We start from the raw sequence: 25,568 nt of genomic DNA on the forward strand, positions 1-25,568 counted from the left end.
GGTTTTACGGGCTGCACTGCGGCAATGATCGAGTGAACTCAGAGTCGGCTTTGCTGATGGGTGACATTACTGCTTTGCGGCGACAGGGTTAATTCCGATAATCCTGCTTATGTTAAATAATGCCGGATGCCGTTGAGCGCTTTCCCCCGGGCAGGCGCCGGGGGAAAGCGTGTTCAGGCAATCAGCCGCTGCGGTTCGCTTTGGAACCCGGTGGCTGCTGCAGCGCCAGTGCCGCCCGGGTCGAAGCGGCCGATGATGTCTGTCAGGCTTTGTGATTCATGCTGCAGAAGCTGACTGGCGGCAGCGGCCTCTTCCGACATGGCGGCATTCTGCTGGGTCATGTTGTCCAGCTGGTGCATGGCGCCATCGATTTTTTCCAGCCCGCGCGACTGGACGCGCACGCCGTCAGCAATTTCCGTTACCAGCCCCGACACCGCCGAAACCTGTTCGATGATGCTGGTCAGCGCATCGCCTGCGCGGCCCACCATGGCGACGCCGTTGGCGACGTGTTCTTCGCTGGCAGAAGTCAGCCCCTTGATCTGGCCGGCGGCATTGGACGCACGCTGCGCCAGTGCCCGCACCTCGGAGGCAACCACCGCGAAGCCCGCGCCCGCGGGGCCTGCGCGGGCAGCTTCGACGCCCGCGTTCAGCGCCAGAAGGTTGGTCTGGAAGGCGATATCGTCGATCATATTAATGATTTTGGAAATCTCGGCCGAGGCCTGCTGGATCTGGTCCATGGCCTCCACCGCCGAGGTCACGACATCGGTGCTCTGCTCTGCCTCGCTGCGGGCGCCGCGCATGGTCTCGTCCATCCGGCCTGCGCGGTCGGCGGTGTCGCGGATGCCGCCGGTCAGCTCGCGGATGGCGCCTGCTGTTTCTTCCAGCGTGGCGGCCTGGCCTTCGGTGCGGTGCGCCATCTCGGTGGCGGCGCCGCGCTGCTCCTCGGAGAAGCGGCCGACGTTTTCGGCGGCACCGACCACCTCTGCCATAGAGCCGCGCAGCCGCTTCAGGCTGCGGTTGAAGTTCTCCCGCAGGGTTTCGTAGTGGCCGTCAAAAGGCGCCTGGATGTCGCAGGCCAGGTTGCCGCGCTGCAGCTCTGCCAGGGCAGCGCTCATGCTTTCGACCACGGCGGCGGTGTGGCGGGCGGCCTCCACTTCGCGGGCAGCAGCCTCATCCGCCTCCTTCAGCTTGCCGCGGAAGGTGTCAAGGCTGCGGGCCAGGTCACCCAGCTCGTCGCCGCGGGCGAGCCCCTGGATTTCGGAAGTATAGTCGGCGTCGGCCAGCGCATTGGTGGCCTCTCGCAGGGCGTGGATCGGGCGGGTCACGCTGCGCGCTGCCAGCCAGGAAACCCCGATCGCTGCCAGCAGCGCAGCGCCGATCATGCCGGCGGCAATCAGGCGGATGCGCTCCACCACGGCAAAGGCGGTGTGCTCATCTGTTTCCAGCACCAGCGACCAGTCAAAACCGGGCAGGTCCAGCGGCATCACCTGGGCTATGGCGCGTTCCCCCAGCGAGGAGGCCACGCCCTCGAACTGGCCTGTCTCGCGCCTTTTGGCGGCCAGGATCTGCGGCAAATCCGGCATCTTCTGCAACACCGGGAACAGACCGTCGACCGAAGACGGGCTGCGGGCCACACCGTCGCTGCTGACCACATATATGTTTTGGTGGGTGCCGCCGGACAGGTTGCTGGTCAAGGCCTTGACGACGCCGGTGGTGCCCAGCTGGATGGCAATCACCCCGGCAATGCCGCCGCGTTTGGTAAACACTGGGGCGGCCATGAAGGCGGCGGCCTCCGGACTGTGGCTGTATGCGGCGAAATCCGCCACTGCAACAGTTCCCGCTTCTGCCTCCAGCGCGGTCTGGAAAACCTGGGCCAGGCCGCTGTCCGGTGCCTCTTGAACGCCGGTCATGAAATCCCCCTGCTTCTTCACTGAGTAGACCACTTGCCCCGCGGGGGTGATCAGATAGAGGTCTTGATAGCCGTTGAGGCTCAGGCTTTGCAGGAATGTGGGGTGATAGGTGACATGCGACTGGTTGTAGTAGGAGCCGTCGCCCGCATCGGTCAACTCCTCCCGCTGGTGCGCCGGGTTGGGATTTTCCGTGGCATAGGTCTGTTTCAGATAGGCGATGGGATCCTCTTCCTCGACCATGCCGATCACCCGCTCGAAGTTGCTGATCGCGCGGAACACCGCAGGCTGGCCGGCAAGGCTGGACACGTCCGCACGCGCGGCCTTAATCAGGAACCCCAGCGCCTGAGCGCCGGATTTGGCCTCGATCTTCTGGGCGGCAAAGGCGTTTTCCCGGATGCTGCGCTCTGCCATGGAATAGACCAGCACGGACACGGTGACCAGGAAGACACCCGTCAGTGCCACCATGATCAGCGGCAGTTTCAGTTTCAGCGGCAGTTTCGTTAGTCGGGGCATTGGCCAGGGTCTCCTGCGGTCTTTCGCGCCCGGGCAGACCGGGGCTTAGAAGAGACTTAACCCGGAAAGTCCTGAAGAAAGTGTGTACCGTTGGACCGGCGCAAATGAAGTTTTATGGAATTTCCGCAAAATGGATGCCGCAAATTTGAACGGTGTATAAAACCGGCAACCCTTCGGAAGTGGGCTATAAAAAATTGAGTATACTGTCGCCGGTGCTCTGGCTTGCCGGCACTTGGGTGGCGCAATCCGTCAGGCCGCGACATATTCACATTGAATGATTTCACATCAGTGAAGAGTGCGCAAAACCGGGTTAAGGATGCCGGCTGGTTGTGCCTGCGGCGGGTTTTCGCGTTGTCATTTCCGCCGAACCGGACCAAAAATCAGCCATGGACAACAAAGACCACGACATCCTGCGGCTGATCCAGTCCAATGCGCAGCTGACCGCCGAGGCGATCAGCCAAGAGGTTGGCCTGTCGGCGCCTGCGGTGCAGAAGCGGCTGAAAAAGCTGCGCGATACCGGCGTGATAGAGAGAGAGATCGCCATTCTGTCCCCGGCCAAGCTGGGCCGCGAGATGACGGTGATCGTGCAAGTGGTGCTGGAGCGTGAAAGCCGGATGCACCTGGACGCCTTCAAGCGCAGGATGCGTCAGGCGCCGCAGGTCCAGCAGTGCTACTACACCACCGGTGAGGCGGATTTCATCCTTGTGGTCATCGTCAAAGACATCAAGGAATACGAGACCTTCACGCAGGAGTATTTCTTTGATGAATCCAATGTCAGCCGGTTTACGTCCTCGGTGGTGATGGACCGGGTGAAGGTGTCGCTCGACATCCTGTGACCCGGGCCGCGCCAAGAGTCATCGCGGGGCGGTTCTGACGTCCGGATGCAGGTTTTGGTACGGAAAACGAGTCAGATCGCAGGGAAACACGCCGGGAGCTGCAACCGGGTGGACGGCGCTGGCGAGCGGCGCGAAGTCGGCGCGGAAATGGGCGGTGCTTTTCACGCAAACGGTGCGGTATGCGGCGGGATCCAGCCCGATATGGGTGAAATGCGCCCGGTCCAGGCACTGATTGCGGAGGCTGGTGACAACAAGGGTGATGTCCGCCCCGGCTCCCGTCAGCCGCAGCGCCGCCGTGGGGCCAAGCGCAGCCACCCCGCCGCCATACATCTCTCCGGTATAGCGGCAGCTGCCATCGCCAAGCGCGAGAACCTGGAACTCCGCCTCAAAGGGCTGGTCGCCCGCCGCGCCTGAGCGTCCCCCAAGCGCTGTGCGGAAAATGCCGCCCTGCCCCGCCTCATGTGCCGCCGCGGCGGCCGCCGGATCATGAAACAGCCCCATCAGCACGCCCTGCGCGCCTGCCCGCGCCAGTGCGGCCAGCAGGCCGGTGGTGTCGGATGTGCCGCCTGCGCCCGGGTTGTCCTGCACATCCGCCAGCACCACCGGTTTGCCAGTGCGCGGCTGGCAGGCAATCTCTGCCGCTTGCCCGGGTGTCAGCATCGGGTGGCTGAACTGCGGCTCCAGCCTGGCGAACAGCCCGGCAATGTGGTCCGCCGCCTGCACCGCTGCGGTGGCAGTCCGGGCATAAGCGACGCAGGAAGGCCTTGTGTCCGGGAAATCCGCTGCTGTGAACCCCAGCGCGATGTCCGCGAGCATGCCTGCCTGCTCCAGCGGCGGCAGCGCGGCATACAGATCCCGCCCTGGTGCGGCGCCGGTGTATTGCGCGTGCAGCGGGATCAGGCAGTCCATCTGCCGGAATGCCTTGTGCAGCCTGTCGCCTGCCAGAAGGTGCTGCAACACCGGCACGCAGCGGGCGCCGGTTTCGGCCATGTCGAGATGCGGATAGGTGCGGTAGATCGCGATGTAATCTGCCAGCTCTACTGTTGCAGGCGAGATATTGGCGTGCAGGTCCAGGCTGACCGCGATGGGCAGGTCCGGCCCGGCCCAGGCGCGCAGCCGCCGCAGGATTTCGCCCTCGCCGTCGGGGTGGCTTTCAGTCACCATTGCGCCGTGCAGGTCGAGGAAGATGCCATCAAGCCGTCCGGCTGCGCGCAGCGCGTTCAGGATCCTGCCGCAGATGGTGTCAAAAGCGTGGTCGGTCACATGCGCCGAGGGCTCCGCCGCGCACCACAGGATCGGCACCAGCTGCATTCCGGCCTTCTCTGCCGCATGGGCAAAGCCTGCGATAGGCAGGTTCATGCCATGGGTCTCGCGGATCACCTCCGCCCCGTGCAGCATGGCAGGCCAGGAATCCGCCATCTCGAACTCTGCCAGCCCGGCCTTGGTGGTGCCGAAGCAGTTGGTTTCATGCTGAAAGCCTGCAATGGCGATCCGCGGTTTGCTTTGCATTATGTGCGTTCCTGCTCCCAGACGGTCCGCCCTCGGCGGATGGTGCGGGTGACTTTGGTGGTCTCAATTTGGTCCGGATCGTCCAGCGGATTGCGGTTCAGCACCGCGAAATCCGCCAGCTTGCCCGCTTCAATGGAGCCGCGGATGTCGTCCTGAAACACCTGCCATGCGGCGTCGATGGTTTGGGCGCGTAAGGCCGACAAGGCGCTGATCCGCTGCGCTTCTCCCAGCCGCCGCCCGCTGGCGGTCAGCCGGTTCACTGCGCAATGGGCCAGGTGGATGGGCCGGGTCGGCGTGACAGAAGCGTCGTTGTGGATGGTGTAGCGCACGCCGAACCGTTCCGCCGAGGCGCAGGGGGAAATCCGCTCTGCCCGCTTTGGCCCCAAAAACGTGTCGTAATGGCGGTCGCCCCAGAAATGCACATGCGCAGGGAAAAAACTGACGGTGATCCCAAGTTTCGCCATCTGCTGCAGTTGGTCGTCGCGCAAGGCCTGCCCGTGGATGATGGTGTGGCGGTGATCGACGCGCGGGTTGGCCTCCAGCGCCTCCGCCACTGCGTCGATGAACATCTGCGCCCCGGCATCGCCGTTGCAGTGGCAATGGATCTGAAAGCCCAGATCGTGCAGCTTCTTTACTTCGCGGCGGTGTTCAGCGGCATCCGCATATGACATCCCGCAGGGGTGCGCCGGGTCCACTGGTTTGTGGTAAGGCGCGCTTAGCAAGGCGGTTTGCAATTGGAACGCCCCGTCGGTGAACAGCTTGCGCGGGCCGAGGGTGAAATGCGGATTGCCGGGCCAGTCCAGCGCATCGGGGCCGCTGCTCAGCTCCGGTTCCAGTTCCCCGATCGGCAGCAGCATCAGGTCATAGCCCGGGTCCTGGTCCGCGGGCAGTGAGGCGAAATGCTCCAGCATCTTGCGCGTGGCCCAGGCGTTTTGAGCGTAGGTGACACCATGCGCCAGATATTCGTCGCGGCAGCTGTTGAACCCGGCCCAGAAGCGTTCTCGGTCAATGAGGAAATCGGTATCGCCCATCTCTCCCATTGCTGAAAGACCCTCGATCAGCCCGGTCAGCGCGCCGGTGTCCGGGTCGCGGCCAAAGCGGCCGCCCAGGGGATCGGGCGTATCCCGGTTCACGCCGCAGTGCGCCAGCGCGAGCGAGTTTGCGGCGCCGTTGTGGCCGGAGGCATGGATCACCCAGATGGGATGTTCGGTTGAGACACTGTCCAGCTCCGCGCGTGTTGGCATCCGGCCTTCGGCAATGGCGGTATTGTCGAACAGCACTCCCATCACCCATTCCCCGGCAGGGGTTTCGGCTGCCTTGGCCCGCAGCCGGTCCAGCGCGGTTGGGATGTCCGGACAGTCGCCGCTGGGGGCTGAGGCGAGGTTTACCCGGAACAGCCGGATGAAACCGGGATCGGGGAAATGCCCGTGCGGGTCGATGAAGGCGGGGATCAGGGTCTGGCCCTGCAAGTCCACCTCATGCGTGCCCGCGGGCATTTGCGCGCGCAGGTCCGCCTCAGCGCCAACAGCGCGGGTGACTTCGCCCTCGGTCAGCACCGCCTGGGCGCAGGAATTGGCCGCGTCCATCGTCAGGACAGCGCCGTTAAAATACAATGTGCTGGTCATGGTCTTTCAGATGTTGAGGGGTTTCGAGCAGAAGGCCGTCAGCTGAGAGGTGCTAAGCAGCGCAGCCCGTGGCCGTTTTCGACCTCCCATTGCGGGGTTTGAATGCAAATGTCCTGCGCGAAGGGGCAGCGTTCGCGAAACTCGCAGCCCTTGGGGCGTCTCAGCAGGCTGGGCGGCTCGCCCTTCAGGGCGATGCGCTCCAGCCGGGCGTCGGGGTCGGGTTCCGGGTTTGCCGACAGCAGGCAGCGGGTATAGGGATGGCGCGGCTCCTTAAAGATCGCCTCTGTCGTGCCTTCCTCGACCAGGCGGCCCAAGTACATGATACCCATCCGGTCGGCCACGTGCCGCACGACGTTGAGGTTGTGGGTGATGATCACCATCGCCAGCCCCAGCCGTTCGCGCAGATCGTTCATCAGGTTCAAAAGCTCCCCCTGCACCGATACGTCCAGCCCCGCAGTGGGTTCATCCGCCAGGATCAGCTTCGGCTCCAGCGCCAGCGCGCGGGCCACGCCAACCCGCCGCGCCTGCCCGCCCGACAGCTGATAGGGATAACGGTCGGCGAAATGCGCAGGCAGGTTCACCATCTCCAAGAGGCGTTTGGCCTCGGCGTCCAGGTCGCGGTCCTTCATGCCTTGGATGCGGTAGGGTTCGGTGATCAGGCTGCGGATCGTAAGGCGCGGCGACAGGCTGCCGACCGGATCCTGGAACATCATCGCGATGTCCTTGCGCAGGGGGCGCAGTTCCCGTTCCGAGGCGCCGCGGATCTCCCGGTCCTCGAATTTCACAGATCCCTCCTGCGCCGGGGCCAGCCCGGCAATCGCACGGATCACCGTGGTCTTGCCGGAGCCGCTTTCGCCCACCAGTGCGTAGGTCTCGCCCGGCTCCACGGTGAAGCTGACGCCGGCCAGCACGTTGACCGGGCCATAACTGGTCTTGAGGTTCTGTACATCCAGCAGGCTCATTCTGCGGCCTCCTTCTCGTTCAGCCAGCAGGCGGCGTGGCGGCCGTCCTCAAGCTGTGTCAGTGGCGGCACCTGCGACGCGCAGCGCGGCATCGCCTGGTCGCAGCGGTCGCGGAAGATGCAGCCGCCGGGCAGGTTGGCCAGATCCGGCACCTCGCCGGGGATGGTTGGCAGAACGCGCGCGCGCTCCTTGATGTGGCCCGGGTCGCAGTCGATCAGGCGGCGGGTATAGGGGTGCTTGGGGTCGTGGAAGATCTCGCGCACCTCGCCGCTTTCGACCACGGCGCCCGCATACATCACCACCACCCGGTCGCAGAGTTCTGCAATCACCCCCAGATGGTGCGAGATAAAGAGGATGGCACAGTCGAATTCCTGCTGCAGTTCCTGCAGCCGTTCAATGATCTGCACTTCCAGCGTTGCATCCAGCGCCGTTGTCGGCTCATCCGCGATCAGCAGGTCCGGCTCAGACATCAGCGCCATGGCGATGGCAATCCGCTGGCGCATGCCGCCGGAGAACTCATGCGGGAACTGGTCCAGCCGCGCCTCCGGGTCCGGGATGCCGACGGCCCCCAGCATCTGCGCGGCGCGCGCGCGTTTCTCAGCCTTCGTTGCCTTGGAGCGGTGCTGGATATCCAGCAACTGCTGGCCGATGGACAGCACCGGGTTATGGGTCTGCATCGGGTCCTGGAACACGATGGAGATATCGGCACCGCGCAGGTCGCGCATCCTGCGGTCCGGCAGTTGCAGAAGGTCTTCGCCTTTGAAACGCACCTCCCCCTGACGGAAGCGGGTGTTCGGGGCGGTCAGCCGCAGGATCGAGGAGATCAGAGTGGACTTGCCGCATCCCGATTCACCGACGATGCCGACAATCTCGCCCTTACGGACGTCAAAGGAGATATCGCGCAGTGCTTTCAGATCGCCGCGGGCGGTCTCATAGTCGACGCTGAGGCGGTCGATTTCCAGTAAAGTATCGGTCATCGCTGTTTCCTCAGTTTCGGGTCAACCACGTCGCGCAGGGACTCTCCCAGGAAGGTGAATCCAAGTGTTGCCAGGATGATCGGCAGCCCGCCGCCCACCACCAGCCAGGGGGTCTGGCGGATCAGCGCATATCCGTCCTTCAGCAGCGCGCCCCAGCTGGGCGTTGGCGGCTTCACCCCAAGACCAAGGAAGGACAGCCCGGCCTCCAGCGCGATCACGGTGGGAATGTCCATTGCTGCCAGCACCGCCAGCACGCCGACGATATTGGGCAACATGTGAACACCCAGAATGCGCTTCATGCTGGCGCCCATGGAGCGTTCGGCCAGGATGAACTCGGAATTGCGCAAGGTCAGCGTTTGGGTCCGCGCCACCCGGCCATAGGTCGGGATGGAGGTCGCCATCACCACGAACACCACCGTTTGCAGGCTCGGCCCCACCAGTGCCACCACCGCCAGTGCAAACATCACAGTCGGGAAGGAGCGGATGGTGTCAAAAAGGAGCATCAGCAGGTTGTCGAGCCATTTCGGCCCGTAACCGGCAATCATGCCCAGCGTCAGGCCGATGGCCATGGCGCCAAAGACAGCCGGCAAGGCAACCTGAAGCGCCACCTGGCCGCCCGCAATTACGCGGGAGAATGTATCACGGCCCAGCTGGTCGGTGCCCAGAAGATGGGTCCATGACGGTCCCTGCAGGCGTGATTTGATGTTCATACCAATCGGATCGAAGGGCACGATCCAATAGGCGAAGATGGCGCAGAACACGATGGTGCCGACGATGATCAGACCCATCAGCCCCAGCGGGTCGCGGGCGACGCCGGTGAGGATCTGGCCCAGTTCGGAACGGGATTTTGCCATATCTCACGCCCTCCTTATACTGCCGTGCGGGCGCGGGGATCAAGCCAGGCGTTGATCAGATCGGCCAGTGCTGTGGACACCACAAACAGGCCGGTCGAGATCAGCACCGATCCCATCACGATCGGGTAATTGCGGGTGGTAATACTGTCGATCACCAGCTTGCCCAGCCCCGGGCGGGCAAAGACAATCTCAGCAAAAACCGCGGAGCTGAGCAGGAATCCCATGCCGACGCCGATCACCGTGACCACCGGCAGAATGGCGATGCGCAGGGCATAGACCATAACCACACGGCGTTCATGAATGCCAAAGGCGCGGGCGGTGCGGATGTGGCTTTCGCCCATCACCTCCAGCATCGAGGCGCGCACCAGCCGGGCGATGTAGCCCACCCAGCTGAGGCCGATGGCAAAGGCAGGCAGCGCCAAATGGTCAAGGCGGCCCCAGAAGCCTTCGCCTGCGCCGATGGCGGGGAACCACTGCAAGTGCACAGCAAAGATCAGCAGCGACAGCAGCGCGACCACAAATGCGGGCGCTGCCACAAAGCTGACTGAGATGGCGGCCGCGATGCGGTCGATCAGCGTATTGGGATGAGCGGCGGCATAGGCGCCCAGCCCGATCCCCAGAAGCGCGGACCACAGGATCGAAGCAAAGATCAGCGCCAGCGTGTGCGGCAGCTGTTCAAAGACAATCGCCGTCACCGACCGGCCGGAGAATACGTCGATCCCCAGGTCGCCCTGCATCAGGTTGCCATAGAAAATCAGCAGCTGTTTCCAGATCGGCTGATCCAGTGCCAGTTCCGCCGTCAGCCGCGCCTGCAGCTCTGGCGTGGCGCGCGGGCCCAGCATGATCTGGACGGGATCGCCGGGCACGGCGCGGATCATCAGGAACATGACGGTGACCGCCACGATCAGGATCAGCAGTGCCAGCGCGAACCGCCGGGTTGCATAAAGTAACATGGCCGCATGGCTCCCTTGTTTTCGCTGTGCGGAAAAACGGCACGGCTGCGCCGCATTTTGCAGCCGTGCCAGGTCAGGCCCGGGGGGAGGACCGGGCCTGTGGGGAGTGTCAGGCCTTGCCGAAGTAGCGCAGCAGTGCCAGCCCATCGGGCCGCAGCGCCGGAACCACGCTTGCCGAGTGAACCACCGGCGTCGCCTCATGGGTCAGGAAGCGGTAGGCGCCGCTCTCCTCCATCACGTCCTGCGCGCGCCGGTACATCTCATCCCGCTTGGCCTGGTCGGTCAGCTGCGAGGCTTCGGCGTGGATCTTGTCGAACTCCTCGTTGCTGAACTGCTCCCAGTTCCAGTGGCCGATCTGGTCAGTAATGAACCAGGAGGTGGCGTAATACGGATCCGGGGTCATCGAGTAGCGGTTCAGCACCAGCTGCAGGTCTTCGTTGTCCGCACTGGCCCAGAAGGCCCCGGACTCCAGCACGTTGACCTCAACCGTGATGCCGATCTGCGCCAGCGTCGCCTGGATCACCTGTGCGGCGGTGGTGAAGGTGGTCTTGTTCAGCGTGTCGAGCTTCAGCGTCACGTTGGTTTCACCGGATTCCGCCAGCAATTCAGCAGCCTTGGCAAAATCTGCCTGCGGCGGCACCAGCGATTGCGGCCGGTTGCCGACCAGCCCCGGCGCGATGATGCCGGTCGACGGCTCCACGGCACCGAAATAGGCAGCCTCAAGAACTGAGGGCACGTCAATTGCGTGCTGGATCGCCTGGCGCAGTTTCTTGTTCTGCAGCTTGGGGTGATCCAGGTTCATGCCCAGCCAGGCATAATACAGCGACGGGTATTCCAGCAGCGCTCCGCCGTTCGGCACACCGTCCCGGTAGCGCGCGACTGAGCCAAGCGACACACGGGTAAAGTCCAGTTCCCCGGCCTCGAATGCGATCTCCGCGGTGTTTTCGTCGTCGATCGGTAGAATTTCGATGGTGTCCCAGGCGGGGGCTTCGCCTTTCCAGTCCGGGTTGCGCTTGAGCACGGTCTTTTCCTTGGGCGACCAGCTGTCTCGCAGGTAAGGGCCGGATTCCGCCAGCGGATCGGTGGTCGCCTTGCCGCCCGCGGCCTCCCAGGCCTTTTTCGAAACGATATTGCCGGTGATGTACGGCAGCGCGATCGACCACAGCGGTGCAAAGGGTTCCTTCAGCACGATGGTGCCTTCGCGCTCGCCGGTGACTTCCACATGGCTCAGGGGGCCCATGTCGGGCTTGTTGGGGCTGTCGGTCGCCTCGTCCACGATCCGTTCAAAGCTGAATTTCACATCTTCGGCGGTCATTGCACCGAAACCGTTGGTGAAGCCGATGTCGTCGCGCAGCGCAAACTTGATGTGGGTATCGTCACCCTGCTCGATCATCGCGGCGGCATCCATCTGCCAGTCCCACTCGCGGCCCGGCTTGTACTGGATCAGCTTGTTGTAGATCGAGGCGTGGATTTCCTCGTCGATCACCCCCTTGGAAAAGGCCGGGTCGATGCTTTGCATGTCGCCGTAAGAGCGCACTCTCAGGGTCCCGCCCTCTGCCGCCATGGCACGGCTGCCGAAGCCCGCGGGCAACACGGCCGCCGCTCCCAGTGCTGTTGCGCCTTTCAGAAACTTACGGCGCCCCACCGGCGCCTTGGTCCATTCGATTTTCATTTTGTCCTCCCTTGGATCAGTTCAGCTCCGCCTGTGTTCCTCCGGCCTGCCCGCACCTGGCGGCGCAGGAGCGTCAGGTCATTCGGCAGGTTTCGGGTTCCCCAGACCCAGGCGTCTTGGGACCAGAAAACGCCTGTTTCGTGAATTGAGGAACTGTGCAAACATGCGCGAAGCAGCGCGAGATGCATCCTCCTCGCGTCAGTTCGCGAAGGAATACAGGCTGTGTCTGAAAACTTTTCTGATAACCTGCGTTCGCTGTGTGCCGAACACGGCAGCATTGCCCAGATCTGCCGCGAGGTTGGAATCAACCGCCAGCAGTTCAACCGCTACCTCAACGGCTCCAGCCTGCCCGCAGCGCACAACCTGCGCCGCATTGCCCGCTATTTCGATATTCCCGAAGCGCGGCTGTTTGCCCCGCAGGCAGAGTTCGAGGCCCAGCTCAGCGATGCCGCCCGCACGACACCGCCGGGCCCAAGCGACAGCTTTCTGGAACCCTTCCGGGGCCAGCAGCGCAATCTGAAACGCTACCTCGGCTTTTATCACGCCTATTTCCGGACGCCGTCCTGGGGGGAGGGCATTTTCTGCTCGCTGACCCGTTTCACCGAAAAGGACGGGTTCATCCTGTCCCGCAACCTGGAAATCGCCCATGATCCGGAGCAGAGCATCCGGCAGATCTCGCGCTATGAAGGCATGGTGACCCAGCGCGGCAACCGGCTGTTCATCACCGAGCACGAGCGCGCCCATGAGGGCAGCGTGGCACAGACCATCCTGTTCTCGGCGCACCGGCAGCAGCTGAAATACCTGCGCGGCATGACCATGGGGGTGGCTTGGCGCCCCTTCCCGCGGCCCTATGCGGCCAAGGCGATTTGGAAACGGCTGGATGAGAGGGTGTCGGCGCGCGAGGCAGTTGCCGCCTGCGGCGTCTACCCGGTGCGCAGCACCCGGATAGACCCGACGGTGCGGAACTATCTGGAGACGCCGGACAAGGAGGATTTCCCGGACTTGTCCGGCAGCGTGCTGCTTTGAACAATCCGTGTCCAAGGGTGCCCCTGCGGGGCGCTCAAGACTTTTCTGCAAAAGTTTTGGCAAATTCCTTGGTCAAGGAATTTGGGTCGCGTCATGTCAGCGGTTTGTGTCCTCCAGCGCGTCCTCATCCTGTTCCGGCATCTCCTCGATCAGCCGGGTCTCCAGCAGCTGTCCGTTCTGGTAAAGCACCGGATAGGCGACGGCGGCGATGTGGCTGTTGAACTCGCGCAGGGCGCGCAGGGTTTCCAGGTGGATGTCGGAGGTATCGAAACTCTCCCGCCCGCCGTTCTGCAGCCGGCTCAGGTGCCGCTTGCGGCTGTCGCGCTCCATCCGCTTCAGCTCGGTCTTCTCCAGGCTCAGCAGCCGCGCGCTCTCCAGGTCATCCGAGATCAGCACGTTGGAGGCCAGTTGCATATTGGCCAGGATCGCCTCATGCATGCGGGTGATCTCCAGCCAGCCCTCGCGGGAAAAGCTGAGGTTCTTCCGGTTCAGATCGCCCGCCAGCACGGTCAGGCGGCGCGCCACCACATCGCCGGCGGTCTCCAGCCGGATGGCGTAGTCCATCAGCCCGCGGGCAGTCTTCAGCTGGGGCTTGCTGAACGTCTCTTCCGGGATTGCGGCAATGTACTGACGGATGCCAGAGAGGCAGGCATTGACCTCGCCGTCCATCATCTGCACCGCCTTGATCTGCGCCTTGCTGCCGCCCTGATAAAGGTCCAGCACCGGACGGAACATGGTGCTGACCTGATCCGCCATCCGCAACAGCTCACGCTTGAGGTTGGCCACCGCCTGGGCAGGAGAGCCGTAGTTGCCCTGCTCCAGCGCGCTGACCGGTTGGCCCGGTGCCGCGGGTTCCTGCTGGGCAGGTTCGGGGAAGCTGCGGACAAACAGCCTTTCCAACGGGGTGCAGACCGGCAGCGCCAGAAACAGCAGCGACGCGTTGAAGGCGAGATGCGCTGTGACCAGCATCTGGCCGCCCTGCGGATCGCCCAGCCAGCCCTGGCGCAGCGCCAGATTGGCACCGAACAGGCAGATCACCGCCCAGGTGCCGCGCAGGGCCAGGTTGGCATAGGGAATGCGCCGCGCCCGCAGCGCCATACCGCGGCTGAGCCAGACCGGGATGAAGGCGGAGCCGAAATTCGCGCCCAGGACCAGCGACAGCCCGGCGGCAAAGGGAATGGCGCCGATCTGCACCAGGGTGACACACATCAGGATTGCCGCCACGCTGGAATGCATCACAAAGGCCAGCGCGCCGCCGACCAGAAAGGCGGTGATGTAATCACGCGCCAGATAGCCTGCGACCGCGGGCAGGAATGCGCTGTCGCGGATCGGGTCCATCGCCTCGCGCAGAAAGCGCAGCGAAATCAGGATGAAGGCGATACCCATCAGGATCCGCCCCAGCTGGCGCGCCTTCTTGGCCTCGGTCTTGACGAACAGGTAGCCGCCCGCCGCCAAGAGCACCGGTACCAGCCAGTCAAGCTTGAACGACAGGATCTGGATGATCAGCGCCGAGCCGAGGTCGCCGCCAAGCACAATCGCCAGCCCGGTCGGGAAGGCAAGGTAGCCGCTGGCGGCAAAGCCGGAGGTGAGCAGCGCCACCGCGGCCGAGCTTTGCAGCACGATGGCAAGGCTCAGCCCCATCAGCCCCGCCTGCAGATGGCTTTGGCGCCCGGTCAGCAGCCGCTGGAACGAGGCCCCATAGCTGCGCTCGATCCCGGTCCGCACCATCCGCACTGCGTAAAGCAGCAGCATCGTCGCGCCTGCCAGGCTGATGAGAAAGGTCAGAATTGCCATGGGTTTATCCCTTAATCAGCGCCAGCATTCCGGCATGCAGCTGCGGTGTTGCCGCGGCGATGACCCGGCCGTCCGAGTCTAGCCCCAGAGGGTTGCCCTGCCAATCGGTGATCACCCCGCCCGCGGCCTCGATAACCGCTGATACCGGCAAATAGTCGTAGGGTTGCAGGTCATAGTCGATCACCGCGTCTACATGGCCAGCCGCAAGCAGCGCGTGCGGGTAGCAGTCATAAGCGAAACGGCGGGTCTGGCCTGCCTGCATCAGCCGGGTGAACAGGTCCGGATGATCGCGGTGGATCTTGTCGCCTTCATTCACATAGAGGACTGCCTGGTCCAGCAGGGTTTGATCCGACACGCGGATGGGCGCGCCGTTAAGCGTTGCGCCCTGGCCGCGCAGGCCCAGGAAAATTTCTCCCAGCGCGGGCATGCCGATCACCCCCAGTTGCGGCACACCGCCCTGCAGGAAACCGAGCAGAAAACCGAACAGCGGATGCCCCGACAGGAAGGAGCGGGTGCCGTCGATCGGGTCGACGATCCAGATCTCTTCCCGGTCCGCGCCTGCAAAACCCTGTTCCTCGCCATAGATCCCGTGATCGGGAAAGTGCTGCTCCAGATAAGCGCGCACCTCTGCCTCAACGGCCTTGTCGACCTGGGTGACCGGGCTTTCGTCAGCTTTGAATTCGACCCCCAGGCGGCCGCGGAAAAAGCCGAGGGCGGTGTTCGCGGCGATCCCGGCGATGCGGGCGGCGTGTTCTGCGTAACTTTCGGTACTGGGCATCTTACTGGCTTTCTATCGCCGCGAACGGCATGTTTTCCGGCGGCGGACAGGCGCTGTCAGCAAAGGGTCCGCCGCTGCTGACTTGCGCCAAAATTTGTGAAAATGTGGAAATGGTCAACAAAAAAGTTGGAAAATGACCGAGTGCCGGACTTTTCAACTGAAATACTTGCCTGTGCCTCAAGTCCGGTGCAGACCTACCCTGCGCCCGCGAGATGCCGGGTGGCCATGGAAAACAGCTCTGCCTGCGACGCGATGCCAAGCTTGGAATAGGCATGGTGGCGGTGGACCTTCACGGTGCCTTCGGCAATGCCGAGATAGGCGGCGGCGGAAGGGGTGGAATGGCCCTGCAGGATCAGCTGCACCACCTCCCGTTCCCGGGGGCTGAGAACACCGGTGCCAAAGGTCTGCATCCGGTCCTCCCAGTCGGCAGGCTGGTGGGCCGCCGCGGTGTCTTCCGCCTGCCCCCACTGCCGCCGGATGGCGGCGGCAATTACCGCAAACACCGCGTTCAGCCGCCCGGTATCCGCGGCTTCAAACCGCTGCTGGCGGGCAAAGCGTGCCAGGGACACGATAAACCAGCGCTCTGCCCCGTCCTGCACCAAAATGCCGATTTCGTCGCTGATGCTGATCTTGCGGTAGAAGGCGCGGTAGTATTCGGAGCGATAGAACGCCTCCGGCGCCAGATCCATCAGCCGGTAGGCGCCCGGCGCGCAGCCGTTGCGGCAGGCCTGATAAAGCGGGTCCAGCAGGTAGGGGCCGCTGGCGTAGAACTCCACCGTGATCGCCGCCTGCAACTCATCCAGATCCTGATAGAGCGGCACCGGCGGCTGGGCGCCCGCGTAGTGCGAGATGACCATGGAATCAAAGCTGCAGCATTGCGACAGGATCTGACGCAGCGCGCCGGGAAAGCGTTCTGTTGCGATGCTGTCCGCCAGCGCCGTCATTGCCTTGGCCCAGCCATCGGGAAGCCGAGGGAAGGAAGGATCGCTCATGCCTATGCCTAAAGATATATATCTTTGGCCAAGTTTGCCGGCATAAACGCAAAAGTCAAACTGGGTCCCAGCGAATGTTCAAGATGACGGAGACCCAGATGACTGATTCCTCCAGCGTGAACCCTGTGCAGGGTGACCTGGCCTTTACCCGCAGCAACGACCGCGGCGTGGTGGCAGAGGCCAGCTATGCCGGCGCGCTCAGCTTCATGCGCCGCCGCTATTCCCGCGATCTCAGCGGCGCTGATGTTGCGGTAATGGGGGTGCCGTTTGATTTGTCGGTATCCAGCCGGTCCGGTACCCGGCTGGGGCCGCGGGCGGTGCGCTCAGGCTCCAGCCACATTGCCTGGTCCAAGCCTTGGCCGTGGGAAAAAGACCCTTACGAGGCGCTGCGCGTGGTCGACTATGGCGATTGCGAGTTTGACTATGGCTACCCGCATAAGGTGCCGGGCGAAATTGCCCAGGCAGCGCGCAGTATTCTGGCCACGGATACGGCGCTCTTGTCGATTGGCGGCGACCATTTCATCACCTATCCCCTGCTGCAGGCACATGTGGAAAAACATGGGCCGCTGAGCCTGATCCAGTTCGATGCCCATTCCGACACCTGGGCGGATGAGGACGGCCGCATCGACCATGGCACCATGCTGTGGCACGCCATCCGCGAGGGGCTGGTGGACCCTGCGCGTTCGGTTCAGGTCGGCATCCGCACCCACAACCCGGACACGATGGGCATGAACATCATCGATGCGATAGAGGTGCAGAAATCGGGCCCGGAGGCGGTGGCGGAAAAGATCCGCGGCATCGTCGGGGATCACAAGACCTATGTAACCTTCGACATTGACGCGCTGGAGCCGGGTTCTGCCCCCGGCACCGGCACCCCGGTGATCGGCGGCCTGTCACCCTATCAGGCACAGGAGATCATCCGCGGGCTGGCTGGCACTGACGTGGTGGGCATGGACGTGGTTGAGGTCGCCCCGGCCTATGACATCTCCGAAATCACCGCCATCGCGGCGGCCACCATCGCCAACGATCTGCTCTGCCTCTACGCTGCCGGACCCTCCGGCCAGCGCTGAGGCAGCGCGCTACAGGGAGGAAGAAATGATCAGAAGCAAACTTATGACTGCAACCTTGCTGGCCGCCGCTCTGGCGGCGCCAGCCTCTGCCAGCGATCTGGCGATCTACAACTGGGCGGACTATTTCGGCGAAACCACCATTTCCGGTTACGAGGAGGCAACCGGAAGCAAGGTCACGCTGGACTACTTTGATAGCAACGAGGTGCTTGAAACCAAGATGCTGGCTGGCGGTTCTGGCTATGACGTGGTGTTTCCCGCCGCCTCCAACGCCGAACGGCAGCTGCAAGCGGGCGCGCTGCTTCCTGTCGACACCTCGCGGCTGAAGAATTACGGCAACCTGCGGCCTGAAATCCTGGCCTCGCTCGACAAGGTGCCGGGCGGGCGGCAGCTGGGCGTCCCATACACTTGGGGCACCATCGGCATTGCTTACAACCCGGCGCTGGTGGCAGAGCGGCTCGGAGACATGCCCGTGGACAGCTGGGACCTGCTGTTCGACCCAGCCAACGCCGCCAAGCTGAAGGACTGCGGCATCGGGGTGCTGGATTCCCCGGTTGAGATGCTGTCGGTGGCCCTGAACTACCTTGGCGCCGATCCGTATTCCGAGAACAAGGCGGAAATCGCCAAGGCGCAGGAGCTGCTGGCCGCGGCGGCAGAGAACATCAGCTACTTCAGCAATCAGAAACCTTCCACTGACCTGCCCGCCGGCAATGTTTGCATGGCGGTGATGTATTCCGGCGACGCGGGCATCGCCCAGGCCCGGGCAATGGATGCGGATAATGGCGTCGAAGTCCTGTATTCGATCCCCAAGGAAGGCACCCTGATGTGGATCGACCTGATGGCAATCCCGGAAGATGCATCCAATGTGGACGCGGCCTATGCCTTTATCGACTACATGCTGCAACCTGAGGTGATTGCCGATGTCTCCAACACAGTCTTCTTTGCCAATGCAAATTCCGCGGCAGATGCCCATGTGCTGCCGGAAGTGCTGTCTGATCCCGGGATTTACCCGGATGCAGCCACACTTGCCCGCTTGTTCCCGGACAAGAGCCTGGGCGCCAAAGCGCTGCGTCAGCGCACCCGCGCCTGGACCAAGGTAAAGTCAGGTATCTGACGCTGCGGGGGCTGGGGTTGCGGCTCCTGCCTCCTGCTCCGGCCGGACCGCCCCCTTGAGCGAGAAATGCGCCGGGAACATCGCCGCCAGAAACCGGAAAATGATCCGTGCGGCTTCCTCCCGGTCGAAACGGTCGGGGTGCAGCAGGAAGTCGGTCCACATGCCTTCGAGCAGCGCCAGGGTGCCATGGGTAGCATCGCGCGCCACGCCGGAGGCATCCGGGATACCGGTTTCCCGCACGATCCGTGAAAAGGCATTGTGGATCATGCCGCGCAACCGCCCGTCGCGGGTGTCCGAATACTCGGCAACGGCCTTGCGGTTCCTGGCCTCGCCGCGGAAGGCATACCAGATGCTGACATTGCGCCGGTTCAGGACCCGCTCGCTGAGGTCGCCGCGCACGATCATCTCAACCCGCTCCTGCGGGCTGTCACCTGCGGTCTGCAAAAGCGCTTCCAGCCCGTCGTAATACTCCTCTGACGAATGATGCGCCGCCGCCTGTACCAAGTTGTCCTTGCCGCCGAAATGCAGGTGGATCATGCCGCGCGACAGGCCGGCGCGCTGGATGATCTCACTGACAGAGGTTTCCGATATCCCCTTCTCGGCCACTGAATCCAGCACCGCCCCGATCAGGGCTTGGCGGTTCTGCTCGCGGTTCTGTTCCCGTTTCCCGGTCATTTGTCCCCTGGGTTCTGGTCAGTTTTACTGCAGTTACGCGGTTCATGCGTGTGCGGCAAGCAGTGCTGCCAGCCCAGTTTAGGCACAGACCGGGCGGTTTCTCCAGTTAAAATGGACGTTTGTGCATTTTTTCAGATTCCTGTTGACAGAACCCCCTGCCAGCCGTCAGATTTTGGTGGACGATTGTCCATTTTTTTGCCGCCGACCGCCCGCAAACCCTGCAAGCTACGGAGAGACATGGCCGGATTTTTCAGAACCGAGGCTGGAAAAGGCCTGGCGCTCAGCGCCCCGGCGTCGCTCTATGTGGGGCTCTTGGTGGCCGCGCCGCTGGGCATTCTGGTCGCCTACAGCTTCTGGACCCAGACCTATGTCGAAATCGACAAGACGCTGACCTGGGCCAACTACCTGGAGGCCGCCACCGACCCGCTGGTGCGCCACTTGATGCTGCGCTCGATCCTGATTGCCGCGGCGGTGACCGCCGCGACCGTGGCGCTGGCCTATCCGATTGCCTATTTCATCGCCTTCCGCACCCATAAGAAAACCCTGTGGCTTCTGCTGATCACCATTCCGTTCTGGTCCAGCTATCTGCTGCGGGTGTTCAGCTGGAAACTGATCCTGGGCTTCAACGGGGTGATGAACTCAGCGCTGATCTCGACGGGGCTGATCACCGAGCCGCTGACCTTCCTGCTCTATAATGAGTTCTCTGTGGTGCTGACGCTGGCGCACGCTTGGGCGCCCTTTGCCATTCTGCCGATCTATGTCTCTTTGCAGAAGATCGACCGCTCGCTGCTGGAGGCCGCCACAGATCTGGGTCTCACCAAGCTGGAGCGGTTCATCCGCGTCACCCTGCCCCTCACAGTGCCCGGCATCATCGCCGCCAGCCTGATCATCTTCATTCCCACCGTCGGCGACTACGTCACCCCGTCGCTGGTCGGCGGCTCGCAGGGCAAGATGGTGGCGAACCTGATCCAGGTGCAGTTCGGCCCGGCCAACAACTGGCCGCTGGGCGCAACCCTGTCGCTGGTGGCGATGGCCTCAGTCGGCTTCGTGGCGATCCTGTTCGTCATCCTGGCGACCGCTTTGGGGAGGAGGATCCGTTGAGCGCTCCGGCAAACGAACCCCTGAACAAGCCGCTGAGCTCCGCTTTGAGCAAACCCCGGCGCAAACCCCTCCGTTTCCCCTGGCTGTTGGCCTATGCGGTCGGCTACCTGATCTTCCTATATCTGCCGGTGCTGCTGCTGCCGCTGTTCTCCTTCAACGACGGCACTATTGTGGCCTTCCCAATGAAGGGCTTCACCCTGAAATGGTACGCCCAGCTGGGCGAACAGGACACGCTCTTGCAGGCGATGGTCAATTCCCTGATCGTCGGCGCCGTTACCGCGCTGGTGGCCACTTCGCTGGGGCTGTTCGCCGCCCGCGCCTATGTCCGCTACCGTTTCAAGGGGCGGGAGGTTTCCGAGGGGCTGGTGATGCTGCCCCTGGTCATTCCCGGCATCATCGTGGCGTCTTCGATGCTGGTGCTGTTCATCTCGCTGGGGCTGAAGCCGTCGCTGACCACGGTGATCCTGGGCCATGTGTTTGTCGCGCTGCCCTTTGCGGTCTCGATCATGAAATCGGCTTTTGACGACTTCGATCAGTCGCTGGAGGAAGCCGCCTTTGACCTTGGTGAAAGTGTGATTGGCACCTTCCGCCGGGTGACCCTGCCGGTCGTGGCGCCGGGGATTGTTGCCAGCCTGCTGGTCACCTTCACCGTCTCGTTCGATGAATTTGTGCTGGCCTTCTTTCTGTCCGGCAACCAGCCCACTCTGCCGGTCTATATCTGGAGCCAGATCCGCTTCCCGGCCAAGCTGCCGAACACGCTGGCGCTTGGTTCGCTGTTGCTGCTCGCCTCGGTGATGCTGCTGCTGACAGCGGAATACTTCCGCCGCCGTTCCGCCAAATCCGCCTGATGAAGGATAGCCAGATGACCAGTCAGAACATCATCGAAATCTCCGGGGTGGATAAGCGGTTCGGCACCTTCACCGCGGTGCGCGACCTGAACCTGACGCTGCGGGAGGGCGAGTTCTTTTCCCTGCTCGGCCCTTCCGGCTGCGGCAAGACCACCGCGCTGCGGATGATTGCGGGGTTCCAGGACCACGACGCCGGCAGCATCCGCATCGGCGGTCAGGACATGGCCCATATTCCGGCGAACAAACGGCCCACCAATATGGTGTTCCAGTCTTACGCGATCTTCCCGCATCTGAACGTTGGCGACAACGTTGCCTTTGGCCTGCGCAAGCTGAAGCTGGGCAAGGCCGAAACAGACGCCCGCGTCGCCGAGGCGCTGGAGATGGTGGAACTGGGCGGGTTGCAATCGCGCAAGGCGACGGAACTGTCGGGCGGCCAGCGCCAGCGGGTCGCCCTGGCACGGGCGCTGGTGATGCGGCCCAAGGTCCTGTTGCTGGACGAGCCGCTGTCAGCGCTCGACAAGAACCTGCGCGAGGCAATGCAGTTCGAGATGCGGCGCCTGCAGCAGAAGCTCGGCATCACCTTTGTCATGGTCACCCATGACCAGTATGAGGCGATGACCATGTCCGACCGCATCGGCGTGATGTTCAAGGGCCAGCTCAAGCAGGTCGACAAGCCGGAGGTTTTGTACGCGCGCCCCTGCAGCCAGGAGGTCGCGGCCTTCATTGGCGGCATGAATTTCCTGGATGCGGCTGTCACCGGAGAGGTGAACGGCAAACTGCACGCCCAGGTGCAGGGCTTCGGCCCGCTTGCCATCGACGTGAACCCCAACGTGGTGCGGCGCGGCCAGCAGTTGCTGACGGGGATCCGCCCCGAACAGCTGGAGATCTCGGCGCAAAAGCCCGACGGCTATGACGGCTATCTGCAGGGCACTGTCACCAACGCGGCCTTCTATGGCGAGAACGTGCATTACCACGTCACCGCCGAGGGGCTCTCGCAGCCCATCGCGGTATCGGTGCCAAACTACTTCCACACGGTTGATCACAAGCAGGGCGATCCGGTCTGGCTGGGGGTGCAGAACGCCTCCGTCATCGACCTCGGCGCCCGCGAGGCATGAGAATAAAGGGAGGAAGAAAATGAAACATTTTACAACGGTACTGGCCGCGGCCACGGCCTTGACCGCCTCGGCGGGCATCGCATCCGCCGACGCCGCCAGCCTGTCGGTCTTTGACTGGTCCGGCTACGAGGATCAGGGATTTTATGGCGACTACGTCGCCAAATACGGCGGCGCACCCAGCTACACCTATTTCGGCAGCGTCGAGGAGGCCTTCACCAAGCTGCAGTCTGGCTTTGCCGCCGACCTTGCCCACCCCTGCACCGACGGTCTGCGCAAATGGGTGGCGGCGGGGCTGCTGAAGCCCATCGACACCTCGAAAATCAGCAACTGGGACAATCTGCTGCCGCAGATCAAGGATGTGGATGGCGTCACCATCGACGGCAACACCTATATGGTGCCGTTTGAGTGGGGCAACACCGGGCTGATCTACCGCACCGACCAGATCGACGAGAGCGCGGTCTCCCTGCAGCTGATGGCCGACCCCGCCTATCAGGGCAAGATCGCCATCCCCGACGCGGCCTCCTCGGCCTATGCGATGGCGGCGCTGGCGACCGGCGCTTCCAGCTACACCGACATGTCGGATGAGGAGTTCCAAAAGGCCTCTGACTTCCTGCGCCAGATCCACCCGAACGTACGCTTCTACTGGTCCGACGCGGGCCAGCTGGATCAGGCCATCGCCAGCGGCGAGGTGCTGATGGGATGGGGCTGGAACCAGTCCGAGCTGAACCTGATCTGGAACGAGACACCGGCCAAGATGATGCGCGACGTGGACAAGGGTATTGCCACCTGGGTCTGCGGCTATGTGCATTTGAACGCCTCCACCCAAAGCGACGAGCAGGTCTATGACATGCTGAACGCGCTGAGTGCTGAGGCCAGCGGCAAATACATCATCGAGAACTGGGGCTATGCGCATGCCAATGCGGAGGCTTTCAAATCCGCGGATCAGAGCCTGATCGAGACTTACGGCTTTGCCGATGTGAACAAGTTCTTTGAAGGCAGCCTGTTCTTTGACGCAGTGAAACCGGAACTGGAAGGCCGGATGCTGAAGGAATTCGAGCGCATCAAGGCCGGCTTCTGATCCACGCGCGCGGCGGGCGCTGACATCCGCCGCATCGCCGACACCAATAACCAAGACACAAAAGGATGTGCCAGCATGCCAGGCGCAAATGGGTATTCCATTCTGTTCGAGCCGGTGAAGATCGGCCCCGTCACCGCCCGAAACCGCTTTTTCCAGGTGCCGCATTGCACCGGTCTGGGCCATGTCCGCCCGCAGGCAGAGGCCGCGGTGCGCGCGATGAAAGCCGAGGGCGGCTGGTCCGTGGTTTCGACCCAGGAGACCGAGATTCACCCGACCTCTGACCTTGGCCCCTATGCGGAACACCGGCTGTGGGACAAGCACGACATTCCGGCTTTGCGGCTGATGACGGAACAGGTCCACGCCAAGGGTTCGCTGGCGGCGATCCAGCTGGCCCATAACGGCCACCACGCCACCAATCACCTGACCCGCGCCCCGGCGCTGGGGGTCAGCGACCGCTCGATTGACGCGGTCTATCCGAAACAGGCCCGCGCCATGGACAAGCAGGACATCCGCGACCTGCGCCGCTGGCACCGCGACGCCGCTCTTCGCGCGCGCGACGCAGGCTTTGATATCGTTTATGTCTACGCGGGCCACCAGATGACGCTGGCCCATCACTTCCTGCTGCCCCAATACAATACCCGCAGCGATGAATACGGTGGCAGCCTTGAAAACCGCGTCCGCCTCACCCGCGAACTGCTGGAAGACACCCGCGAGGTGCTGGACGGCCGCTGCGCTGTTGCCTTCCGCTTTGCCGTTGACCAGATGATGGGCGCCGATGGCATGCAGGCCAGCGAGGAAGGCCGCGCCGTGGTGGAAATGCTGGCGGACTTGCCGGATCTCTGGGACGTGAATGTCGCCGACTGGAGCAACGACAGCCAAACCACCCGCTTCCAGCCCGAAGACGGCTATCAGATCCCCTATACAGATTTCGTAAAGCAGGTGACGAACAAGCCGGTGGTGGGCGTTGGCCGCTTCACCTCGCCTGACCTTATGGCCTCGCTGGTCTCCAAAGGCGTGCTGGACCTGATCGGGGCGGCCCGCCCCTCCATCGCTGACCCCTTCCTGCCCAAGAAGATAGAGGAAGGCCGGATCGAGGAGATCCGCGAATGCATCGGCTGCAACATCTGTGTGTCAGCTGACAATCTGGGCGTCCCCATCCGCTGCACCCAGAACCCCACGATGGGCGAGGAATGGCGGCGCAATTGGCACCCGGAGGTGATTGCCCCCAGGCGGCAGGAAGAGGCCGCGCTGGTGGTCGGCTCCGGCCCCGCCGGGCTGGAATGCGCCATGCAGCTGGCCAAGCGCGGCTATCATGTAACCCTGACTGAGGCAGCAGAGGAATTCGGCGGGCGGGTGCTGAAGGAGAGCGGACTGAAGGGCCTGTCAGCCTGGAAACGGGTTGCGGACAACCGCCTGTGGGACCTGCAGCAGCGCGGCAACGTGCAGATGTTCACCAGCAGCCCGGTCACCGCGGCAGAGATCGCGGATCTGGCCATCCCCAACGTCTTCCTTGCCACTGGCAGCACATGGCACCGGGACGGGCGCGGGCGCACGTCGCCGCTGCCCCTGGATATCAAGGACATGCCCGTGCTTACTCCTGATGATGTGATGGCGGGCACCCTGCCGCCGGACAATGGCCCGGTGCTGCTTTATGACGACGATCAGGGCTACATCGGCGGGGTGCTGGCCAGTCACCTGGCCGCCGCGGGCCGCAAGGTGGTGCTGGCGACGCCGGGCGCGGTTGCCTCCGCGTTCACCGATCTGACACTTGAGCAGCACCGGGTGCAGGCGGAACTCCTTCAGGCGGGTGTCGAGATCATTGCGCTGCATTCCCTCCAATCCGCGGATGGCGCGGGCGCGGATCTGGCTTGTGTCTACACCAGCCGCACCCGCCGTGTGGACTGCGCCAGCGTTCTGATGGTGACCTCCCGCCAGCGCGACACCGCGCTTTATGACGACCTGAAGGCAAACCACGCCCGCCGCTTCACCACGCTGGAGCTGATTGGTGATGCCGCAGCCCCCGGCCTGATTGCCGATGCGGTCTTCGCCGGCCATCTGGCGGCCCGCAATTTCGAACGCGACCCGGCTGCTGCCGATGCGGACTGGTTCCGCCGCGAGTTGATTTCTCTTGAAGACATGGGAGGCGCATGATGCCCAAAGACGACATGC

21 protein-coding genes are annotated in these 25,568 nt (G+C 63.4%); 9 read left to right on the top strand and 12 right to left on the bottom strand.

What is annotated here, in order from left to right; genetic code table 11:
* Window positions 1–173: 173 nt before the first annotated feature.
* Window positions 174–2,423 (bottom strand): methyl-accepting chemotaxis protein, encoded by a 2,250-nt coding sequence (locus tag AC5STB_RS21750; protein ID WP_495444949.1) that lies wholly within the window; start codon window positions 2,421–2,423, stop codon window positions 174–176.
* Window positions 2,424–2,809: 386 nt separating this feature from the next.
* Between AC5STB_RS21750 and AC5STB_RS21755 the strand changes: the two genes are divergently transcribed.
* On the top strand, window positions 2,810–3,259 hold the full coding sequence (locus AC5STB_RS21755) for an Lrp/AsnC family transcriptional regulator (RefSeq protein WP_495444950.1): 450 nt from the start codon (window positions 2,810–2,812) through the stop codon (window positions 3,257–3,259).
* A gap of 18 nt (window positions 3,260–3,277) precedes the next feature.
* On the opposite strand, the gene AC5STB_RS21760 is transcribed toward AC5STB_RS21755, so the two are convergent.
* From AC5STB_RS21760 to AC5STB_RS21790, 7 genes are all read right to left on the bottom strand, one after another.
* Window positions 3,278–4,768, bottom strand: a complete 1,491-nt coding sequence (locus AC5STB_RS21760) for a M81 family metallopeptidase (protein WP_495444951.1) — start codon at window positions 4,766–4,768, stop codon at window positions 3,278–3,280.
* On the bottom strand, window positions 4,768–6,393 hold the full coding sequence (locus tag AC5STB_RS21765) for an amidohydrolase (protein WP_495444952.1): 1,626 nt from the start codon (window positions 6,391–6,393) through the stop codon (window positions 4,768–4,770). Before AC5STB_RS21765 ends, AC5STB_RS21760 begins: the two co-directional genes overlap by 1 nt.
* Before the next feature lie 38 nt (window positions 6,394–6,431).
* Window positions 6,432–7,355 carry an oligopeptide/dipeptide ABC transporter ATP-binding protein gene (locus tag AC5STB_RS21770; protein WP_495444953.1) on the bottom strand — a complete coding sequence of 308 codons (924 nt, stop codon included), beginning with the start codon at window positions 7,353–7,355 and terminating at the stop codon, window positions 6,432–6,434.
* Window positions 7,352–8,332, bottom strand: coding sequence for an ABC transporter ATP-binding protein (locus AC5STB_RS21775; protein ID WP_495444954.1), 981 nt, complete (start codon window positions 8,330–8,332; stop codon window positions 7,352–7,354). The genes AC5STB_RS21770 and AC5STB_RS21775 overlap by 4 nt, the downstream gene beginning before the upstream one ends.
* Window positions 8,329–9,186, bottom strand: coding sequence for an ABC transporter permease (locus tag AC5STB_RS21780; protein ID WP_495444955.1), 858 nt, complete (start codon window positions 9,184–9,186; stop codon window positions 8,329–8,331). Before AC5STB_RS21780 ends, AC5STB_RS21775 begins: the two co-directional genes overlap by 4 nt.
* A gap of 14 nt (window positions 9,187–9,200) precedes the next feature.
* On the bottom strand, window positions 9,201–10,139 hold the full coding sequence (locus AC5STB_RS21785; RefSeq protein ID WP_495444956.1) for an ABC transporter permease: 939 nt from the start codon (window positions 10,137–10,139) through the stop codon (window positions 9,201–9,203).
* A 109-nt stretch (window positions 10,140–10,248) separates the two neighbouring features.
* Window positions 10,249–11,811, bottom strand: coding sequence for an ABC transporter substrate-binding protein (locus AC5STB_RS21790; protein WP_495444957.1), 1,563 nt, complete (start codon window positions 11,809–11,811; stop codon window positions 10,249–10,251).
* A 222-nt stretch (window positions 11,812–12,033) separates the two neighbouring features.
* On the opposite strand from AC5STB_RS21790, the gene AC5STB_RS21795 reads away from it, so the two are divergent.
* Window positions 12,034–12,837: a helix-turn-helix transcriptional regulator gene (locus tag AC5STB_RS21795; protein ID WP_495444958.1), complete on the top strand. Its 804-nt coding sequence runs from the start codon at window positions 12,034–12,036 to the stop codon at window positions 12,835–12,837.
* A gap of 96 nt (window positions 12,838–12,933) precedes the next feature.
* Here AC5STB_RS21795 and AC5STB_RS21800 read toward each other — a convergent pair whose 3' ends face one another.
* From AC5STB_RS21800 to AC5STB_RS21810, 3 genes are all read right to left on the bottom strand, one after another.
* Complete coding sequence (locus AC5STB_RS21800) at window positions 12,934–14,631, bottom strand: Na/Pi cotransporter family protein (protein WP_495444959.1); 1,698 nt, start codon at window positions 14,629–14,631, stop codon at window positions 12,934–12,936.
* Between the two features lie 4 nt (window positions 14,632–14,635).
* Window positions 14,636–15,409 (bottom strand): inositol monophosphatase family protein, encoded by a 774-nt coding sequence (locus AC5STB_RS21805; RefSeq protein ID WP_495444960.1) that lies wholly within the window; start codon window positions 15,407–15,409, stop codon window positions 14,636–14,638.
* 194 nt (window positions 15,410–15,603) lie between these two features.
* Window positions 15,604–16,401 (bottom strand): helix-turn-helix transcriptional regulator, encoded by a 798-nt coding sequence (locus AC5STB_RS21810; protein ID WP_495444961.1) that lies wholly within the window; start codon window positions 16,399–16,401, stop codon window positions 15,604–15,606.
* 98 nt (window positions 16,402–16,499) lie between these two features.
* Here AC5STB_RS21810 and speB point away from each other — a divergent pair, with 98 nt between their 5' ends.
* Both speB and AC5STB_RS21820 read left to right on the top strand, forming a co-directional pair.
* Complete coding sequence (speB, locus tag AC5STB_RS21815) at window positions 16,500–17,471, top strand: agmatinase (protein ID WP_495444971.1); 972 nt, start codon at window positions 16,500–16,502, stop codon at window positions 17,469–17,471.
* A 43-nt stretch (window positions 17,472–17,514) separates the two neighbouring features.
* Complete coding sequence (locus AC5STB_RS21820) at window positions 17,515–18,582, top strand: extracellular solute-binding protein (RefSeq protein WP_495444962.1); 1,068 nt, start codon at window positions 17,515–17,517, stop codon at window positions 18,580–18,582.
* Here the strand turns inward: AC5STB_RS21820 and AC5STB_RS21825 are convergent.
* Window positions 18,571–19,257: a TetR family transcriptional regulator C-terminal domain-containing protein gene (locus AC5STB_RS21825; RefSeq protein ID WP_495444963.1), complete on the bottom strand. Its 687-nt coding sequence runs from the start codon at window positions 19,255–19,257 to the stop codon at window positions 18,571–18,573. The genes AC5STB_RS21820 and AC5STB_RS21825 overlap by 12 nt on opposite strands.
* A 237-nt stretch (window positions 19,258–19,494) precedes the next feature.
* Between AC5STB_RS21825 and AC5STB_RS21830 the strand changes: the two genes are divergently transcribed.
* From AC5STB_RS21830 to AC5STB_RS21850, 5 genes are all read left to right on the top strand, one after another.
* Complete coding sequence (locus tag AC5STB_RS21830; RefSeq protein WP_495444964.1) at window positions 19,495–20,358, top strand: ABC transporter permease; 864 nt, start codon at window positions 19,495–19,497, stop codon at window positions 20,356–20,358.
* Between the two features lie 44 nt (window positions 20,359–20,402).
* The gene (locus AC5STB_RS21835) at window positions 20,403–21,206 is read left to right on the top strand and encodes an ABC transporter permease (RefSeq protein WP_495444965.1); all 804 of its coding nucleotides are present in this window, start codon (window positions 20,403–20,405) and stop codon (window positions 21,204–21,206) included.
* A 14-nt stretch (window positions 21,207–21,220) separates the two neighbouring features.
* The gene (locus tag AC5STB_RS21840) at window positions 21,221–22,321 is read left to right on the top strand and encodes an ABC transporter ATP-binding protein (RefSeq protein ID WP_495444966.1); all 1,101 of its coding nucleotides are present in this window, start codon (window positions 21,221–21,223) and stop codon (window positions 22,319–22,321) included.
* Window positions 22,322–22,340: 19 nt separating this feature from the next.
* Window positions 22,341–23,399: an ABC transporter substrate-binding protein gene (locus tag AC5STB_RS21845; protein ID WP_495444967.1), complete on the top strand. Its 1,059-nt coding sequence runs from the start codon at window positions 22,341–22,343 to the stop codon at window positions 23,397–23,399.
* Window positions 23,400–23,474: 75 nt separating this feature from the next.
* Window positions 23,475–25,550 carry an oxidoreductase gene (locus AC5STB_RS21850; protein WP_495444968.1) on the top strand — a complete coding sequence of 692 codons (2,076 nt, stop codon included), beginning with the start codon at window positions 23,475–23,477 and terminating at the stop codon, window positions 25,548–25,550.
* The last annotated feature ends 18 nt before the right edge of the window (window positions 25,551–25,568 follow it).

This window comes from Leisingera sp. CC-HEC093 (assembly GCF_059429195.1).

Bases quoted from the DNA above. Each gene is read 5' to 3' on its own strand.
- AC5STB_RS21820 (WP_495444962.1), top strand. From the start codon at position 17,515: ATGACTGCAACCTTGCTGGCCGCCGCTCTGGCGGCGCCAGCCTCTGCC.
- AC5STB_RS21780 (WP_495444955.1), bottom strand. From the start codon at position 9,186: ATGGCAAAATCCCGTTCCGAACTGGGCCAGATCCTCACCGGCGTCGCC.
- AC5STB_RS21785 (WP_495444956.1), bottom strand. From the start codon at position 10,139: ATGTTACTTTATGCAACCCGGCGGTTCGCGCTGGCACTGCTGATCCTG.
- AC5STB_RS21845 (WP_495444967.1), top strand. From the start codon at position 22,341: ATGAAACATTTTACAACGGTACTGGCCGCGGCCACGGCCTTGACCGCC.
- AC5STB_RS21840 (WP_495444966.1), top strand. From the start codon at position 21,221: ATGACCAGTCAGAACATCATCGAAATCTCCGGGGTGGATAAGCGGTTC.
- AC5STB_RS21830 (WP_495444964.1), top strand. From the start codon at position 19,495: ATGGCCGGATTTTTCAGAACCGAGGCTGGAAAAGGCCTGGCGCTCAGC.
- AC5STB_RS21775 (WP_495444954.1), bottom strand. From the start codon at position 8,332: ATGACCGATACTTTACTGGAAATCGACCGCCTCAGCGTCGACTATGAG.
- AC5STB_RS21805 (WP_495444960.1), bottom strand. From the start codon at position 15,409: ATGCCCAGTACCGAAAGTTACGCAGAACACGCCGCCCGCATCGCCGGG.
- speB (WP_495444971.1), top strand. From the start codon at position 16,500: ATGACTGATTCCTCCAGCGTGAACCCTGTGCAGGGTGACCTGGCCTTT.
- AC5STB_RS21760 (WP_495444951.1), bottom strand. From the start codon at position 4,768: ATGCAAAGCAAACCGCGGATCGCCATTGCAGGCTTTCAGCATGAAACC.
- AC5STB_RS21750 (WP_495444949.1), bottom strand. From the start codon at position 2,423: ATGCCCCGACTAACGAAACTGCCGCTGAAACTGAAACTGCCGCTGATC.
- AC5STB_RS21850 (WP_495444968.1), top strand. From the start codon at position 23,475: ATGCCAGGCGCAAATGGGTATTCCATTCTGTTCGAGCCGGTGAAGATC.
- AC5STB_RS21770 (WP_495444953.1), bottom strand. From the start codon at position 7,355: ATGAGCCTGCTGGATGTACAGAACCTCAAGACCAGTTATGGCCCGGTC.
- AC5STB_RS21800 (WP_495444959.1), bottom strand. From the start codon at position 14,631: ATGGCAATTCTGACCTTTCTCATCAGCCTGGCAGGCGCGACGATGCTG.
- AC5STB_RS21765 (WP_495444952.1), bottom strand. From the start codon at position 6,393: ATGACCAGCACATTGTATTTTAACGGCGCTGTCCTGACGATGGACGCG.
- AC5STB_RS21755 (WP_495444950.1), top strand. From the start codon at position 2,810: ATGGACAACAAAGACCACGACATCCTGCGGCTGATCCAGTCCAATGCG.
- AC5STB_RS21825 (WP_495444963.1), bottom strand. From the start codon at position 19,257: ATGACCGGGAAACGGGAACAGAACCGCGAGCAGAACCGCCAAGCCCTG.
- AC5STB_RS21810 (WP_495444961.1), bottom strand. From the start codon at position 16,401: ATGAGCGATCCTTCCTTCCCTCGGCTTCCCGATGGCTGGGCCAAGGCA.
- AC5STB_RS21790 (WP_495444957.1), bottom strand. From the start codon at position 11,811: ATGAAAATCGAATGGACCAAGGCGCCGGTGGGGCGCCGTAAGTTTCTG.